Source organism: Lentzea chajnantorensis, from assembly GCF_054300775.1.
The window spans coordinates 5,563,769-5,578,662 of sequence record NZ_JBSDZT010000002.1 but is presented as its reverse complement, the minus strand read 5'-3'; the positions used below and the strand labels follow the sequence as shown (position 1 = coordinate 5,578,662).

General features: G+C 72.5%; 11 protein-coding genes. 1 reads left to right on the top strand and 10 read right to left on the bottom strand.

Annotated elements, in window-relative coordinates; translation table 11 throughout:
- Nucleotides 1–2: 2 nt before the first annotated feature.
- The 6 genes from ACVDFE_RS27430 to ACVDFE_RS27405 are packed head-to-tail and all read right to left on the bottom strand — an operon-like array spanning nt 3 to nt 9,053.
- Complete coding sequence (locus tag ACVDFE_RS27430; protein ID WP_458434405.1) at nt 3–2,093, bottom strand: condensation domain-containing protein; 2,091 nt, start codon at nt 2,091–2,093, stop codon at nt 3–5.
- Nucleotides 2,014–5,271, bottom strand: coding sequence for an amino acid adenylation domain-containing protein (locus ACVDFE_RS27425; protein ID WP_458432389.1), 3,258 nt, complete (start codon nt 5,269–5,271; stop codon nt 2,014–2,016). The genes ACVDFE_RS27430 and ACVDFE_RS27425 overlap by 80 nt, the downstream gene beginning before the upstream one ends.
- A gap of 9 nt (nt 5,272–5,280) precedes the next feature.
- Nucleotides 5,281–6,276 (bottom strand): 2,3-diaminopropionate biosynthesis protein SbnB, encoded by a 996-nt coding sequence (gene sbnB, locus ACVDFE_RS27420; protein ID WP_458432388.1) that lies wholly within the window; start codon nt 6,274–6,276, stop codon nt 5,281–5,283.
- Nucleotides 6,277–6,289: 13 nt separating this feature from the next.
- Nucleotides 6,290–7,606 (bottom strand): cation:proton antiporter, encoded by a 1,317-nt coding sequence (locus tag ACVDFE_RS27415; protein ID WP_360383731.1) that lies wholly within the window; start codon nt 7,604–7,606, stop codon nt 6,290–6,292.
- A gap of 15 nt (nt 7,607–7,621) precedes the next feature.
- Nucleotides 7,622–8,116 carry a flavin reductase family protein gene (locus ACVDFE_RS27410; protein ID WP_458432387.1) on the bottom strand — a complete coding sequence of 165 codons (495 nt, stop codon included), beginning with the start codon at nt 8,114–8,116 and terminating at the stop codon, nt 7,622–7,624.
- A gap of 4 nt (nt 8,117–8,120) precedes the next feature.
- Nucleotides 8,121–9,053, bottom strand: coding sequence for a TauD/TfdA family dioxygenase (locus tag ACVDFE_RS27405; protein WP_360383727.1), 933 nt, complete (start codon nt 9,051–9,053; stop codon nt 8,121–8,123).
- A 145-nt stretch (nt 9,054–9,198) separates the two neighbouring features.
- On the opposite strand from ACVDFE_RS27405, the gene sbnA reads away from it, so the two are divergent.
- Entirely contained in the window at nt 9,199–10,146 is a 948-nt protein-coding gene (sbnA, locus tag ACVDFE_RS27400; protein ID WP_360383724.1) for a 2,3-diaminopropionate biosynthesis protein SbnA, read from the top strand.
- Between the two features lie 4 nt (nt 10,147–10,150).
- On the opposite strand, the gene ACVDFE_RS27395 is transcribed toward sbnA, so the two are convergent.
- From ACVDFE_RS27395 to ACVDFE_RS27380, 4 genes are read right to left on the bottom strand one after another with little or no spacing between them, the layout of a single operon-like run.
- Nucleotides 10,151–10,897 (bottom strand): thioesterase II family protein, encoded by a 747-nt coding sequence (locus ACVDFE_RS27395; RefSeq protein WP_360383721.1) that lies wholly within the window; start codon nt 10,895–10,897, stop codon nt 10,151–10,153.
- Entirely contained in the window at nt 10,894–12,153 is a 1,260-nt protein-coding gene (locus tag ACVDFE_RS27390) for a cation:proton antiporter domain-containing protein (RefSeq protein ID WP_458432386.1), read from the bottom strand. Before ACVDFE_RS27390 ends, ACVDFE_RS27395 begins: the two co-directional genes overlap by 4 nt.
- A gap of 11 nt (nt 12,154–12,164) precedes the next feature.
- Entirely contained in the window at nt 12,165–13,253 is a 1,089-nt protein-coding gene (locus ACVDFE_RS27385; RefSeq protein WP_458432385.1) for an acyl-CoA dehydrogenase family protein, read from the bottom strand.
- A complete protein-coding gene (locus ACVDFE_RS27380; protein WP_458432384.1) occupies nt 13,250–14,722 on the bottom strand; it encodes an amino acid adenylation domain-containing protein in 1,473 nt (490 codons plus the stop codon). The genes ACVDFE_RS27385 and ACVDFE_RS27380 overlap by 4 nt, the downstream gene beginning before the upstream one ends.
- Nucleotides 14,723–14,894 lie beyond the last annotated feature (172 nt).

Genomic DNA, 14,894 nt, shown 5'->3' with positions numbered 1-14,894 from the left:
CCTCAGTCGGCGAAGGTGCCGAGCACGTGGACCAGGCGGTCGAGCAACCGCCGTGCCTCGGCCGGGCGGAACAGGTCGGGCCGGTAGCCGAGCCGCAGGTGCAGCCGTTCACCGGGCACCGCGGCGAGCCGCAGCGGGTAGTGGGTCTCGTCCTCGACCTCGAACCCGGTCAGCCGCAGCTCCTCCGGCAGCGCGTCCGCCCACTCGGCGCGGTCGAAGGAGTAGTTGACGAACATGATCGCCGTGTCGAACAGGTCGCGGCCGATGTCGGCCAGCCCCAGGTGGTGGTGCGGGATCAGGGCCGCCTGCTCGGCCTGCAGCCGGGGCAGCAGGTCGGGGCCCAGCCGCACGCGCACGGGGACCGTGTTGGTCAGCAGCCCGACCATCCGCTCGATGCCCGGCAGGTGCGGCGGCCGGCCCGACACCGAGCAGCCGAACGCCACGTCGTCGCGCCCGGTCACCTGGCCCAGCACGGTCGCCCACGCCGCCTGCACCACCGTGTTCAGCGTGACACCGGGGATGCGGGCGAGCGCGGCCGTCGTCGTGGCGTCGAGGTCGGTCCTGACCTGTTCCTGCCGTTCGCGGGCAGGCGGTGCGCCGGGTGCCACGAGCGTCGGCGCGGAGAAGCCCTCCAGCGCCGCGACCCAGGCCCGGCGCGACTCGTCGAGGTCCTGGCCGGCCAGCCACCGCAGGTAGTCGGAGTAGGGCGGGCCGGGACGGGGTTCGGTGTCCTGCGCGTACCGCTCGAACAGCTCGCGCACGATCAGCCCGGTCGACCAGCCGTCCCACAGCACGTGGTGGGCGGTCAGCAGCAGCCGGTGGTGGTGCTCGCCGAAGCGCAGCACGTGGAACCGGACCAGCGGCGGGCGGGTGAGGTCGAACCCCTCGGCGCGCTCCCGGGCCGCGATCCGGTCGGCGTCGCCGGCCGTGCACGCGGTCTCGCGCCACGGCAGCGTGACGTCCGAGCACACGATCTGGACGTCGTCGCGGAAGGCCGCCCGCAGGTTCGGGTGCCGCCGCAGCAACGCCGTGGCCGCCGCCCGCATCCGTGCGGCGTCGAACGGGCCCTCCAGGTCGAACCGCAGCTGCGAGACGTAGGAGTCCGCGTGCTGCCCGGACACCGCGTGCAGGAACACGAACCCCGCCTGCAGCGGTGACACCGGCAGCACGTCGGTCACGTCCGGGTGCGCGGCGGTGATCGCGTCGAGCTCGGCCCGGGTGAGGCCGGTGAGCGGCACGTCCGCCGGTGTCAGCGCGGCCCGGCCCCGCAACGCGGCCAGGTCGCCGAGCGCGGCACGCCACTGGTCGGCGAACTCGTGCACGTCCGCCTCCGAGAACGCGGACTCGCGCCACGCCAGCTGTGCGCGCAGCACGCCACCGACGGAGAACGTGGTGCACGCCAGGGCGTGTCCCGGATCGGGGGTGCAGGTGAACGACTCGGCCGGCAGCTCGCCGAGGTCGCGGAACGCGATCCGCGGGTGCGCGTCGGCGCCGCCGCCCCGCCGCTGTTCCTTGACCTGCCGCAACGCCTTCTCCGCCGGCGCCCACGCGCAGTGCACGGGCACCCGGGCGGCGATCCGCCCGACCGGCCCGGTGGAGCGCGGCGCCTCGGCGAGGCACGGTTCGGTCACCGCCTGGGTGAGCCCGGCCAGCACGACGTCGGCCCGGTCCACCCGGTACCGCTCGGCCAGCGAGTCCCAGTCGGCGTCGGGCAGCGTGATCTCCACCGTCCGCACGGGACCCGCGTCCACCGGCCCGCCCGGCGTGCCCGACACGTGGTCGCGCAACGGGACGGCGGCGGGCAGCGCGGCCCCGGACCACAGCGCGTCCAGGTCGGACAGCAAGGTCCGCCACGACTCGCCGTCGGCGAGCAGGTGGTGCAGCACCAGCAGCAACCGACCGGGGTGCGCGGGACCGGAGTCGAACCACACCGCCTGGACGACCCGTCCGTCGGCGGGGGAGAGGCGTTCGGCGGCCGCCGCCCGTTCGGCGTCCACGACCTCCGGCTCGGGGTCACCGACGAGCAGCACGCGGTTCAGGCAGTCGGCAGCGGCGTCGGCGACCTCCCACGTCCCGTCCGCCAGCACGCGCATCCGCAGCGCCTCGTGGTGCGCGACGAGGGTGTCGACGACCGAGGTCACCGCCTTCAGCCGGGTGCCGAGCGGCACCGGCACGACCACCGACTGGTGCAGGCCGTCCAACCGGGTGCCCAGCCGCGCGAGGCTCGGGGGTCGGAGGGAACGGGCCGGTGCCCGCCGCGGTCAGGACGTCCCTGGCCACCCGCGCGAGCCGGGCCGGCGTCGGGTGCTGGAACACCTCCCGCGCGGTGAACTCCAGTCCCGCCGCGGCCGCGTTCGCCACCAGCGGGAACACCATGATGCTGTCGCCGCCGTGGTCGAAGAACGAGTCCTGCGGACCCACGCGGGCCACCCCGAGCGCCTGCGCGAACAGCCCGCACAGCAGGGCCTCCCGCCCGTCCTCGGGGGTGGCGTCGTCGGTCGAGGAGAAGTCCGGCGCGACCAGGAGCCTGCGGTCCACCTTGCCGTTCGGGGTGACCGGCAGCTCGTCCAGCAGCACCACGGCGGCCGGCACCATGAAGTCGGGCACCAGGCGCGCGGCGTGCTCGCGCAGCTCCTCCGCGGTGACCGCACCGTCCGGCACCACGTACGCGACGAGCCGTTTGCGCCCCTCGTCCAGCCGCACCACGGCGACCGCGGACCGGACCGCGCGATGACGGAGCAGCACGGCCTCCAGCTCGCCGAGCTCGACCCGGAACCCGCGGATCTTGACCTGGTCGTCGGCGCGGACGCGGTACTCCAGGTTGCCGTCCGGCCGCCACCGCACCAGGTCGCCGGTGCGGTACATCCGCGCACCCGGCGGCCCGAACGGGCACGGCACGAACCGCTCGGCCGTCAACGCGGCCCGGCGCAGGTACCCGCGCGCCAGCCCGTCCCCGGCGAGGTACAGCTCGCCCTCGACACCGGGCAGCGCGGGTTCCAGCCGCGAGTCCAGCACGTACACCCGCGTGTTCGCGACGGGCTTGCCGATCGGCGCCCCGTCCCCCGGGGTGAGCGGGCAGGTCGTGCTGGCCACCGCGGCCTCGGTGACGCCGTAGACGTTCACCATCCGCCGGCCCGACGCCCACCGCCGCACCACGTCCTGGTCGGGCGGCTCCCCGCCGGTGATCAGCAACCGCAGGTCGGGCAGCCCGTCGGACGGCAGCTGCGCGAGCATGACCGGCGGGATGGTGGCGTGCGTGACCCGCTCCGACCGCAGCAGCCCGGCGAGGTCCTGCCCGTCCGGTGCGAGCACCAGGCAGCCACCCGACACGAGCGTCGGCCAGATGTCGCCCACGGCCACGTCGAAGCTGGGCGAGACGAACTGGAGCACCCGGCTGCGTTCGGTCACGCCGAAGCGTTCGGCGTGGTCCAGCACGAAGTTGCGCATCGCGTCGTGCGGTACGACGACACCCTTCGGGGCACCGGTCGACCCGGACGTGTAGACGACGTAGGCCGCGTGTTCGCCGCGAGGGGCGGGCGGGGTCGCCGTGGAGGGACCGCTGAACCCGGGATCGTCGAACGCGGCGTCGTCGATGACCACCGCCGGCTGGAGGTCGCCGAGCAGGTACGCGACGCGTTCGGCCGGGTACTCGGGGTCGACCGGCACGTACGCGGCACCGGCCCGCAGCACCCCGAGCATCGCCACGACCAGCTCGGGCGAGCGGCGCAGCGCGACCGCCACGAGGTCCTCGGCGCCGATCCCGCGTGCGACCAGCCCGGCGGCGAGCGCCGACGCGCGTGCGCCCAGCTCGCCGTAGGTGAGGGTGCGGTCGCCGAACCGCACGGCCGGTGCGCCGGGGGTGCGGGCGGCCTGGCGGGCCACGAGCTCGGGCACGGTCTCGCCCGGCAGGTCGCGCGCGGTGGCGTTGCGGTCGACGAGCAGGTCGCGTCGTTCCACGACGGACAGCAGCGACACGGCACCGATCGGCCGCGCCGGGTCCGCGGTCACCGCACGGAGGAACGCGGACAGCCGGTCGCGGTGGGCCAGGAACCCGGACAGGCTGTGGTGTTGCGGGTTCGCCTCGAACACGAGCGACATCTGGCCGCCCACCTGACCGCGCACGCCCAGCGAGAGGTCCACGATCGGGCCCGACGCCAGGTTGTGCGTCGTGGCCGTCGCGGCACCGAACCGCAGCGTGCGGTCGTACGGCATGAAGTTGACCATCGGTCCGATGAACGCCTGCTCGCTGCCGTCGAGCCCGAGGTCGCGGCGCAGGTCCTCCGCGCGGTAGCGCTCGTGCCGCAGCGCCGCGCGCACGACCTCGGCCATGCGGGGCACCAGGTCCGTGAGGCTCTCGGCCGCGGAGACGTCCATCCGCAGCGCGACGGAGTTCGTCGCCATGCCGGGCGCACGCCGCGACACCGTGCTGCGCCGCCCCGCGACCGGCATGCCGATGACCACGTCCCTGCGGTCGGTGACGCGGTGCACGTAGGCCGCGACCGCGGCGAGCACGACCACCTGCCACGTCGACCCCGTCGCCGCGGCGGCCTGCTGCAACGCCGAGACGTGCGCGGGTGCCAGCTCCGCGACCCGGCTGAGCCGCAGCGGCAGCGACGCGGGATCGGCGCCGGGCGGCACGTCGCCGAGCACCCGCATCTGCGCGGGCTGGTCGCCGAACCGCTTCATCCAGTACTCGCGGTCCTGCTCGAACTGCGCGGAGGCCCGGTAGGCCAGGTCCTCGGTGAGGATGTGCTCGAACGACGTGCAGGGCGTCCCGCCGTCCACATCGGACACCAGTGACGTGTAGAGCTCCGCGAGCCGGGTGCCGATCAGCTGCACCCCGTACCCGTCGACGACCGCGTGGTGCATGCGGTAGTAGAAGAGGAAGCGCGAGTCGGACACCTTGAACAGCGCGAACGCCGAGATCGGCGGCACGGCCAGGTCGACCGCACCGGTCGTGTCCGCGCGCATCCACCGCAGCGCGTCGCCCTCGGGATCGGCGTGGCCGGTGTGGTCGAAGAACGGCAGCGGCGCGTCGCCGCCGGGTGCGACGAACTGCCAGAGCTCGCCGTCGGCCCGGTCGAGCGCGGTGATCCGCAGCGCGTCGGCCTCGGCGCGCAGCCGGTTCCACGCCGCGGTGAACACGCCGACGTCCAGCTGACCGTCCACGGCCAGGTACTCGGCGCAGTTGAACAGCTGCCCGGTCGGGTCCAGCTGGTGCGCGAACCACACACCCCGTTGTGCCGCCGACAGCGGCAGTCGCTCGGTCATGCCTCCCCCTCAGCCGTGGCGCTTCAGCTCGTCGAAGAACCCGTCCACGACGAGCCCGCCCGCGTGCTCGTGGACGTGCACCGCCACCGCGAGGTCCAGCACGCCCAGCCCGAACGGCGAGAACACCACCGGCCGGTCCGCCGGCACGTCGATCTCGCCCGCCAGCAGCGCGCGCATGTCACCCGCCATGAAGGAGCGGTCCCCGGTGCGCTGCTCGGTCAGGTGCGGTGAGGTGTTCGCCTTCATGCAGTGCTCGACGTCGTCGGCGACGTTGCAGGACGCGAGGACCACCTCGGGCGACAGGTCCCGCAGCGACAGGTGCAGCACCAGCGGGTTGTGCGCGAACCACGCCGGGTCGTGCACGTGCGGTTCGCCGGCCACCGTCGCGAACACGACGAGGTCCGACGAGCGGATGAGGTCCTCGGACCGGTCGTGCACCACGACCGGTCCGGACCGGCGCAGGTAGGCGGCGAACCCGTCGGCGTGCTCGGGGGACAGGTCGTGCACACCGGCCTCGTCGAACGCGAACCCGTTGGCCAGCAGGTAGGTGTGCACGTACCGCGCGATCAGCCCCGCGCCGACGAAACCCACGCGGGTGGGCCGGACACCGCGCGCGGCGCTGAGCCGCACGGCCGCGAGGGCGGCGGACGCGGCGGTGCGGGCGGCGCTGATGACCGACGCCTCCACGCAGGCGAACGGGTACCCGGTCTCGGCGTCGTTGAGGATCAGCACTGCGGAGGCGCGCGGAAGTCCGCCCGCGACGTTCTCCGGGAAGCTGGAGATCCACTTGATGCCGTGCACCGCGCCCAGCGACGCGGGCAGCGCGATGATCCGCGCTGACGGCCGGTCGGGGAAGCGCAGGAAGTACGAGTCCGGGTTCACCGTCCGGCCGTCGCCGTGCAGCCGGTACGCGGCCTCGACCACGTCGGTGACCTGTTTCTCGGCACCGGTCAGGACCTTGCGGACCTGCGCGCCGGAGATGACGGTGAAGGGGGGAGGCAGCACGGGGTGTCCTTCCTCAGGCGGGGTCGGCGGCGGGTTGCTGCCGCGACGGGGGCTCGTACTCGCTCAACCGCAGCCGCTCGCTCGCGGTCACCTCGATGCGGGCGGCCGCGGCACGCAGGATCGGCGGGCTCATCAGCGACGTGACGATCGCGATCAGCACGACGATCGTGTACATCTCGGTGCTGAGCACGCCCAGCCGCAGCCCGACCATCGCGACCACGACCTCGACGACACCGCGCGCGTTCATGCCGGCGCCGATCCCCAGCGCCTCCCAGCGGTTGAGGCCGCTCAGCCACGCGCCGAGGAACGCGCCGGCGAACTTGCCGAGGACCGCGATCAGCAGCAGGACCACGGCGGCGACGAGCACGGACGGCTGGACGAGGGCGGTGAGGTCCATGCGCAGCCCGGCCATCGCGAAGAAGACCGGCGCGAGGAACGTCATGACGACCGTGCGCAACGGGAGCAGCTTCTCCAGCACGTCGCCGCCCGCGTTGCGGATCAGCATGCCGCCGACGAGCGCGCCGAGCACCGCTTCGAGGCCGAGGAGGTGGCTGGCGGCGCTCATCGTCAGCAGGACCACGACCGCGGCACCGATCGTGGCGCCGTCGCTCACCCGCCGCATCACCGCGCGCACGACCGGCCTGCCGACGACGACCGAGACCACGACGAACAGCACGAGGAACCCGACGGACCGCGCGACCGTGCCCGCGTGCAGGCCGGTCGTGGCCATCGCGGTGACCAGCGACAGGCCGAGCCAGCCGACCATGTCGTCGACCGTGCCGGAGATGAGGATCAGCTGGCCCACGTTGCGGTGCAACAGCTTCAGGTCGATCAGGGTCTTGGCGATCACCGGGATCGCGCTGACGCACATGGCGATGCCGAGGAACAACGCGAACACCGCGCGCTGGTCACCGGAGCCTGCCAGCAGCGCCGACGGCACCAGGAATCCCGCGCCGACGCCGAGGCCCAGCGGGATCACCAGACCGGGGATGCTGATCTTCGCCGCGGTGCTGCCGCGCTTGCGGATGAGCTTGAGGTCGAGCGACACCCCGGTCACGCCGACCAGCAGCAGCACCCCGATCTGCCCGAACGCGTCGAGCACGTGGAACTGCTCCGCCTGGTGCGGGAACAGCCACTCCGCCCAGCCGGGCGCCACCGCGCCGAGCAGCGACGGGCCGAGCAGGATGCCCGTGAGCAGCTCGCCGACGATCGCGGGCATCCCGAACCGCATCGCGAGCCTGCCCGTCAGCAGCGCCAGCAGGAGCAGCACCGCGACCTGGACCAGGAACAGGAACAGGGAGTGGCCGCCGAAGGGCGGTACCGGGGTCATGTCAGGTGGCTCCAGTCAGCTGAACTTGCCGTCGAGGAAGATGAGCGGCGCGCGTTCCTCGCTGACCACGCGGCTCTCGACCACCGAGCCGATGATCAGGTCGTGGTCGCCGACCGGGTGCGTGTGCGCGAACTCGCAGACGAAGTAGGCGACGCAGCCCGGCACGACCGGCGCGGGCACGCTGCCCAGCGTGCGCAGCACGAGGTGGTCGGGAGCACCGGCGCGGCCGCGGCTCGCGTAGTGCCGCGCGTACTCCTCCTGGCCGGCGTCGAGGACGCTGATGCCGAAGTAGCGGGCGCGTTCGGCGAGCAGGCGCATCCGGCCACCCGTCGTGACCGACACGCCCACGAGGGCCGGCTGCAGCGACAGCGTGACGAACGAGTTGGCGGTCAGCGCGTGGTCACGACCCTCGTCGCTCACCGCCACCACCGTCACGCCGGTGGCGAACCGGCGGGCGGCGCGGCGCAGCGACTCGGCCTGGTGCTCGTGGTGGAGCTGGGCGCTCGACACGGGGTCAGTCCGACATCGCGACGAGGATGCGGCGCGGCCCGGTGAACGACCGCCTGCCGTGGCCGACCGCCACGTTGTCGATCAGCAGCACGTCGCCCGCGCGCCAGCTCACGTCGACCGCCTCGGACAGGCCGCGGTCGCGGATCTGCCGCACGTGCTCCGCCGGGATGGGGGAGCCGTCGGCGAACGTCACCGACTGCGGCAGGTCCTCTTCGGACATGATCTGGTACAGCGCCGCGGCGGTCTCGTCGCCGAGCCCGGCCGCGTGCCACTGGTCGGCCTGGTTGAACCAGACCTCGTCACCGGTCACCGGGTGCTCCACGGTCGAGGGCCGCACCTGGCTGACCCGCAGCCCGCCGTCGGCACGCCACGAGAACTCGCTGCCGGAGGTGCCGAGGAACTCCTCGACCACGTCCCGGTCGCCGGTCTCGAACGTGTCCTGCCAGCTCTTGCCGAAGCCCTTGCCGCCGTGCAGGTTCTGCGTGTACCGCACGCCTTTCGCGAACGCCTCGCGCACCTCGTCGTCGAGGGAACCCAGCCAGCGCACCCCGTCCACCACGGGGGTCGCGCCACCCGTTTCCGGTGCCACGTCGCAGAAGAACATCAGCCGTTCCGGCCATTGATGGGCGTACGACATCTCGTTGTGCATGGAGATGTCGAATTCCGGCGGGTATTCCGTGGACGTGTACACGTTCTGACCGACCTTCGTGCGCGGCGAGTTGCCGTGGACGTAGGCGAGCCGGTTGGGCAGCAGCAGGTCCATCACCTCGTCGAGCTCCGCGGTGGTGACCTGGAAACCGCGGAAGACCAGGGCCTTGTTCGCCGCCAGCAGCCCGGCCAGGTCGGCCCGTCCGCGCAGATGGTCGACCAGCCCGTGTGGACCTGGCTCGGCTCCGATGCCTGCCGGGTCGAGCTCGAGTGGAGCCCAGTGTCCCATCTGCCTCTCCCTCCGGTTCGTCGTGAAAACGACCCTGCGGAGAGCGCCTATATTTCATCGGTATCGCACCTATGGCCGTCCGTATAGCGGAAATATGGCGTCCCTGGAAAGGATTTGCGCGTCGGCTACGAGATGGGATTTCGGTGTGGCAGCTGTCATCACGAGTCCGCTGGAGTTCAACGTCGCGGACTTGTACGTGGACCTGCGGCCGGTCGTCGGACGGCGGCTGCTGCTCAAGTGCGAGGGCTTCAACTTCGCGGGCTCGATCAAGCTGAAGGCCGCGGTGGAGATGGTCGGCGCGATGGAACGCGACGGCCGCATCACCCCCGGCTCGACCCTGGTCGAGTCCTCCTCCGGCAACATGGGCGTCGCCCTCAGCCTCGTGGCGGCCAGCAAGGGGTACCGGTTCATCTGCGTCACCGACGTCCGCTGCACCGGTGCGGCCCGCCGCGCGATGGAGACGCTGGGCAGCGAGGTGCACGTGGTGTCCGAGCCGGATCCGTCCGGTGCGTTCCTCGGCACCCGGATCGCGCACGTGCAGGCGCTGTGCCGCGACAACCCCGGCTTCGTCTGGCTCAACCAGTACGCCAACCCCGGCAACTGGACGGGCCACTACCGCTCCACGGCGCCCGAGATCGCCAAGGAGTTCCCCGACCTGGACGTGCTGTTCATCGGCGCGGGCACCACCGGCACCCTGATGGGCTGTGCGCGGTACTTCCGCGAGACCCAGCCGGCCGTGCGCATCGTCGCCGTCGACAGCGTCGGCTCGGTCACCTTCGGCACGCCCGCGGCCACCCGGCTGATCCCGGGCCTGGGCACGAGCGTCCGCCCGCAGATCCTGGACGAGTCGCTCGTCGACGACGTCGTGCACGTCGAGGAGAGCGACACCGTCCGGACGTGCCACGAGCTGGTGCGGCACGGCTACCTGTTCGGCGGGTCGACCGGCACCGTCGTCAGCGGCGCGCTGCGGTGGCTGGAGTCCAGGGACGAGGACCTGACGTGCGTGGCGATCGCACCGGACCTGGGCAGCAACTACCTGGAGTCGCTCTACGACGACAGGTGGCTCGCGGACTCCGGTCTGCTGCCCGGCTGAGTCCTCACGCGCGCGACGACACGAGTCCGCGCACCTCGTCCCCGACCAGGCCGGTGATGCGGGGCCACTGGTCCTCCAAGAAGAAGTGGCCACCCGGCAGCACGTGCAGCTCCGTCGTCCCGGTGGTGTGCCGCTGCCAGGCGCGGGCCTCGTCCAGCGTCACCAGCGGGTCGTCGTCGCCGACCAGCACGGTGACGGGCGCGGTGAGGTCCGGGCCCTCGGCGTACCGGTAGGTCTCCGCGGCCCGGTAGTCCGCGCGCACCGCGGGGAGCACCATGCGGAGGATCTTCTCGTGCTGCAGCAGCGCGGAACTCGTGCCGTTCAGCGCGCGCATCTCGGCGATCAGGCCGTCGTCGTCGCGCTGGTGCACGCGTTCGTCGCGCCAGCACGACGGCGCACGCCGGCCGGACGCGAAGAGGTGCGCCGCGGTCGTCCTGCGGGCGACCTCGAACGCGAGCGTCGCGCCCATGCTGTGTCCGAAGTAGATGGTCGGGCGGTCCAGGTGCGGTGCGAGGACCTCGGCGACCCGGTCCGCCAGCACGGCGATGTCGTCGATGCACGGCTCGTGCCTGCGGTCCTGCCGGCCCGGGTACTGCACGGCCAGCACGTCGGCCACCGGGGACAGCTGCTCGGCGAACGGCACGTAGTAGCTCGCCGAACCACCGGCGTGCGGGAAGCAGACGACCCGGACCTCGCTGTCCGGGCTGGGCGAGAAGCCGCGCAGCCAGGCGTCCTGACCGGGCCGGCTCATCGACCGGCTCCTGCGCCGCGGCCGGCCAGCGGATCGGCGGTCACGAGGGGGTCCGCCAGGCGGCGCTGCAGCACGGTGATGACCGGTGCCGCCATGAACGTGGTGGCCAGCGCCATCAGGACCATGATCGTGAACAGGGAGGAGGAGACCACGCCCAGCTGCACGCCGACGGTCAGGATCACCACCTCCGTCAGCCCGCGCGTGTTCATGAGCACGCCGATCAGCAGCGACTCCGTCCACCGGTCACCGGTCAGGCGCGCGGCGATCGCCGCGCCGCCGAGCTTGCCGGCCGTGGCGACCACGACGACCAGCAGCGCGGTCAGCCAGAGGGCGGCGGTGGTGAGCTGGTCGATCCGGGTGGACAGCCCCACCAGGCCGAAGAACATCGGCAGCAGCAGCACGGAGATCATGCTCTCGAGCTTCGCCTCGACGCCGCGCTGCCACTCGGGGTCGCGCGGCATCACGGCACCGGCCAGGAAACCGCCGAAGATCGCGTGGATGCCGATCTGGTCGGTCGTCCAGGCGCTCAGGATCGCCACCGCGACCATCACCCACATCGACGGGTGGCCCAGGCGCCGCAACAGGGGCCGGACCACGGCGAACATCACGACGAGGTAGCCGGTCGACAGGGCGAGCGTCAGCAGCACGTCCCCGAGGCCCGTCGACTTGGCCACGGCGACCACGACGGCCAGCATGATCCACGCGTAGACGTCGTTGATCGCCGCGCACACCAGGCTGATCACGCCCACGCGGGTGGGCATCAGGCCGGACTCCCGCAACAGCCGGGAGAGCACGGGGAACGCGGTGATCGCCATGGCCGCGGCGAAGAACAGGCAGAACGCCAGCCGGTCGGTCTGCGCACCGAACCGGGGGTACAGCCACAGCGCCAGCGGCACCGCGAGCGCGATCGGCACCAGCAGCGACGCGTGGCTGATGACCGTGACCTTGCGCCCCTGCCCGCGCAGCGACCTCAGGTCGATCTCCAGGCCGATCAGGAACATGAACATCACCAGGCCGGTCTGGGCCAGCACGTTCAGCCCCGCGATCACCTGCTGCGGGAAGAGGTGGGCCATCATCTCCGGCCACACCAGTCCCAGCACGCTGGGTCCCAGCAGGATGCCGGCGACGATCTCCCCGAGCACCCGCGGCTGGCCGATCTTGCTCACCGCCCAGCCGACGACCCGCACCGCGACCGTGAGCACGGCCATGGCGAGCAGCAGGCGGCCGCTCACCGTTGCGGCGTCCAAGTTCCCCATGTCTCCACTCCTCATCGCCCCGACTCGAAGATCAAGTCACGCATGAGCTCGCTCGCGCCGGCCGCGATGGTTCCCGCCATCGCGTCGCGGTACAGGCGGGCCGGCGCGGAGTCGTCGAGATACCCCCGCGCCCCGTGGAACTGCACGCACGCCTGTGCGGCCGCGACCGCCAGCTCGGTCGCCGTGAGCTTGAGAACGGCAGCGGCCTTGGTGTCCAGCCGCCCGGCGCAGTGCTCCTCCGCCAGCCGGTGGGCGAAGGCCCGCACGAGCTCGAACTGGGCGTCCAGGTCGGCCAGGCGGTGCCGCACCGCCTGGTTGGCGCTCAGCGCCTCACCGCGCACCCGGTGCGACCGCACGAACGACCGCAGCAGGTCGAGGCAGTGCCGGACGCCGCCGACCGCCAGCAGACCGGCGACCAGCCGTTCGAAGTCCAGCGCCGGCATCAGCTGCAGCAGCGCCCGGTCCGGCCGGCCGATCACCCCGTCCGCGACCACCCCGTCGAACGACACCCGGCACGTGCCGGCCGCGCGCCAGCCGAGCGTCCGCTGCGGGTGCCGGGTGATGCCGGGGGAGCGGCCGTCCACCACGAACAGGCTCGCCCCGGACAGCACGCGGGTGGTGCCGCCCTCACGGGTCTTGGCCAGCACGACGAAGTAGTCCGCGGTGGAACCGTTGGCCACGTAGAACTTCTCCCCGGTCAGCCGGTGACCGGCACCGTCCGGTTTGGCCACTGTGGACAGCGAGGACAGGTCCGTTCCCGCGTTCTGCTCGGTGATGGCCAGCGCGGCGATCCGGTCCGGCCTGAGCCAGGCCGCCCGCTGGGCGTCGGTGCCGAACATCCGCAGGTAGGCGGGTGCCATGTAGGCGTGGACACCGATGGCCGCGCGGACGCCGGCGTACCCGGTGCCGCCGAGCTCCTCCAGGAACACGGCGCTGCGCAGGAAGCCTGGGCCCTCGTGCGGCAGGGAGAGCAGACCGGTCTCCGCCAGCGCACGCCACCCGTCGGCCGGGATGTGCCCCTGCTCCTCCCAGCTGTCGGCGTGCGGCAGCACGACCGCGTCCAAGACGGACCGGATCTCTTGGCGGATGTCGTCGCTCATGACCCGGACCGCAGTGACGACAGGAGGGCCTCGCGGTCCACCTTCCCGTGCGCCGACAGGGGGAGCGACGCGCGGACCTCGATCACCGCGGGCACCATGTACGGCGGCAGGCGGTGCGCCAGGTGCTCCCGCAACGCCTCCGCCGGCGCGTCCGAGACGGCGAAAGCCATGAGCACCCGTTCGCCGGTGCCGGTGACGTGCACGGTGACGAAGGCCTGGCGCACGTCCGGGTGCCCGGTCAGCACGTGCTGGACCTCGCCCAGCTCGATGCGATGACCGTTGACCTTGACCTGGTCGTCGTCACGGCCCTGGAACACGAGCACGCCGTCCGCCTCGAAGTACGCGAGGTCACCGGTGCGGTACAGGCGTTCGGTGACGCCGTCGACCTCGCAGTCCACGAACCGCCGCGCGGTCTCCTCCGGCATCCCGAGGTAACCGGGGGACAGGCCGGGACCCGACAGGCACACCTCACCCGTCTCACCCGGCTCGCACAGCCTGTCGTCGCGGACGAGGTGCACGCGGGTGTTCTGGATCGGCCGCCCGATCGGCAGCGGCCGGTCCTCCGGCTGCGGCCCGGTGAGCGGGTAGTAGGTGGCGAACGTGGTGCATTCGGTGGGGCCGTAGACGCTGACGATCCGGCCCGCGCCGTAGTGCGCCAGCGCCTTTTCGACGTGCGGCAACGAGTGCGCCTCACCGCCGGTGAGAACGGTGTCGACGGTGCCGAGGGCGTCGACGTCCTCGTCGACCATCGTGTTGAACAGCGCCGTGGTCAGGAAGACCGTGCTGACCACGTGCCGGCGGACCACCCGGCGCAGCTCGGACAGCCGGACGAAACCACCGGGGTAGACCACGCACGTGCCGCCGTTGAGCAGCGCTCCCCAGATCTCGAACGTGGCCGCGTCGAAGGTGACCGGCGCGAGGAACAGGGTGACGGCCCTGTCGTCGAGCCGGGTGTAGCGGGCGTCGTGGACCAGCCGGACGACCGACCGGTGCTGGATCGGCACGCCCTTGGGCCGCCCGGTCGACCCCGAGGTGAAGTTGACGTACGCGATGTCCGTGGGCAGCACGGCGACCGCGGGGTCCGCGGCACCGTCACCGTCCGAAGAGGACACATCGGTCACCTGGCACCGCGGCAGCCGCGCCGCCAGGACCTCCTGCCGGTCGGTGACCACCCGGTCGCAGCCGGCGATGCCGAACATCACGTGCAGGCGCTCGTCCGGCCAGGACGGGTCGAACGGCAGGTACACCGCCCCGCACTTGACGATCGCGAGCAGCGCGACGACGAGCTCGCACGACCGCCGCACGCACACGCCCACCACGTCACCGCGCCGGCACCCCTGTCGGACGAGGTGCCCCGCCAGCCGGTTGGCCGCCGCGTTCAGCTCCGCGTAGGTCATCCGCCGGTCGCCGTGCACGAGCGCGGTCGCCCCGCCGTTCCGCCGGGCACGGTGTTCGAACAGCTCCTTCATGCTGCTGTCCGACGGAAAGGGAACCGACGTGTCCACATTGGCCAGAGCGTGCACATCGCGCGCTCTGGGTCCGGCGGTGAGCCGTTTCATGCGCTTCCCCTCGACATCTGCTCCCTGCTTCCGGGAGGACGGCGTGGAGGGGTGGCCCCGGCAGGCACACCGGGGGCCACCC

What these genes read in the sequence shown, in the direction of transcription:
- ACVDFE_RS27430 (WP_458434405.1), bottom strand. Translation starts at nt 2,093, where the DNA reads ATGCGCGTGCTGGCGGACGGGACGTGGGAGGTCGCCGACGCCGCTGCC.
- ACVDFE_RS27390 (WP_458432386.1), bottom strand. Translation starts at nt 12,153, where the DNA reads ATGGGGAACTTGGACGCCGCAACGGTGAGCGGCCGCCTGCTGCTCGCC.
- ACVDFE_RS27385 (WP_458432385.1), bottom strand. Translation starts at nt 13,253, where the DNA reads ATGAGCGACGACATCCGCCAAGAGATCCGGTCCGTCTTGGACGCGGTC.
- ACVDFE_RS27405 (WP_360383727.1), bottom strand. Translation starts at nt 9,053, where the DNA reads ATGGGACACTGGGCTCCACTCGAGCTCGACCCGGCAGGCATCGGAGCC.
- ACVDFE_RS27425 (WP_458432389.1), bottom strand. Translation starts at nt 5,271, where the DNA reads ATGACCGAGCGACTGCCGCTGTCGGCGGCACAACGGGGTGTGTGGTTC.
- ACVDFE_RS27395 (WP_360383721.1), bottom strand. Translation starts at nt 10,897, where the DNA reads ATGAGCCGGCCCGGTCAGGACGCCTGGCTGCGCGGCTTCTCGCCCAGC.
- ACVDFE_RS27415 (WP_360383731.1), bottom strand. Translation starts at nt 7,606, where the DNA reads ATGACCCCGGTACCGCCCTTCGGCGGCCACTCCCTGTTCCTGTTCCTG.
- ACVDFE_RS27380 (WP_458432384.1), bottom strand. Translation starts at nt 14,722, where the DNA reads ATGAAGGAGCTGTTCGAACACCGTGCCCGGCGGAACGGCGGGGCGACC.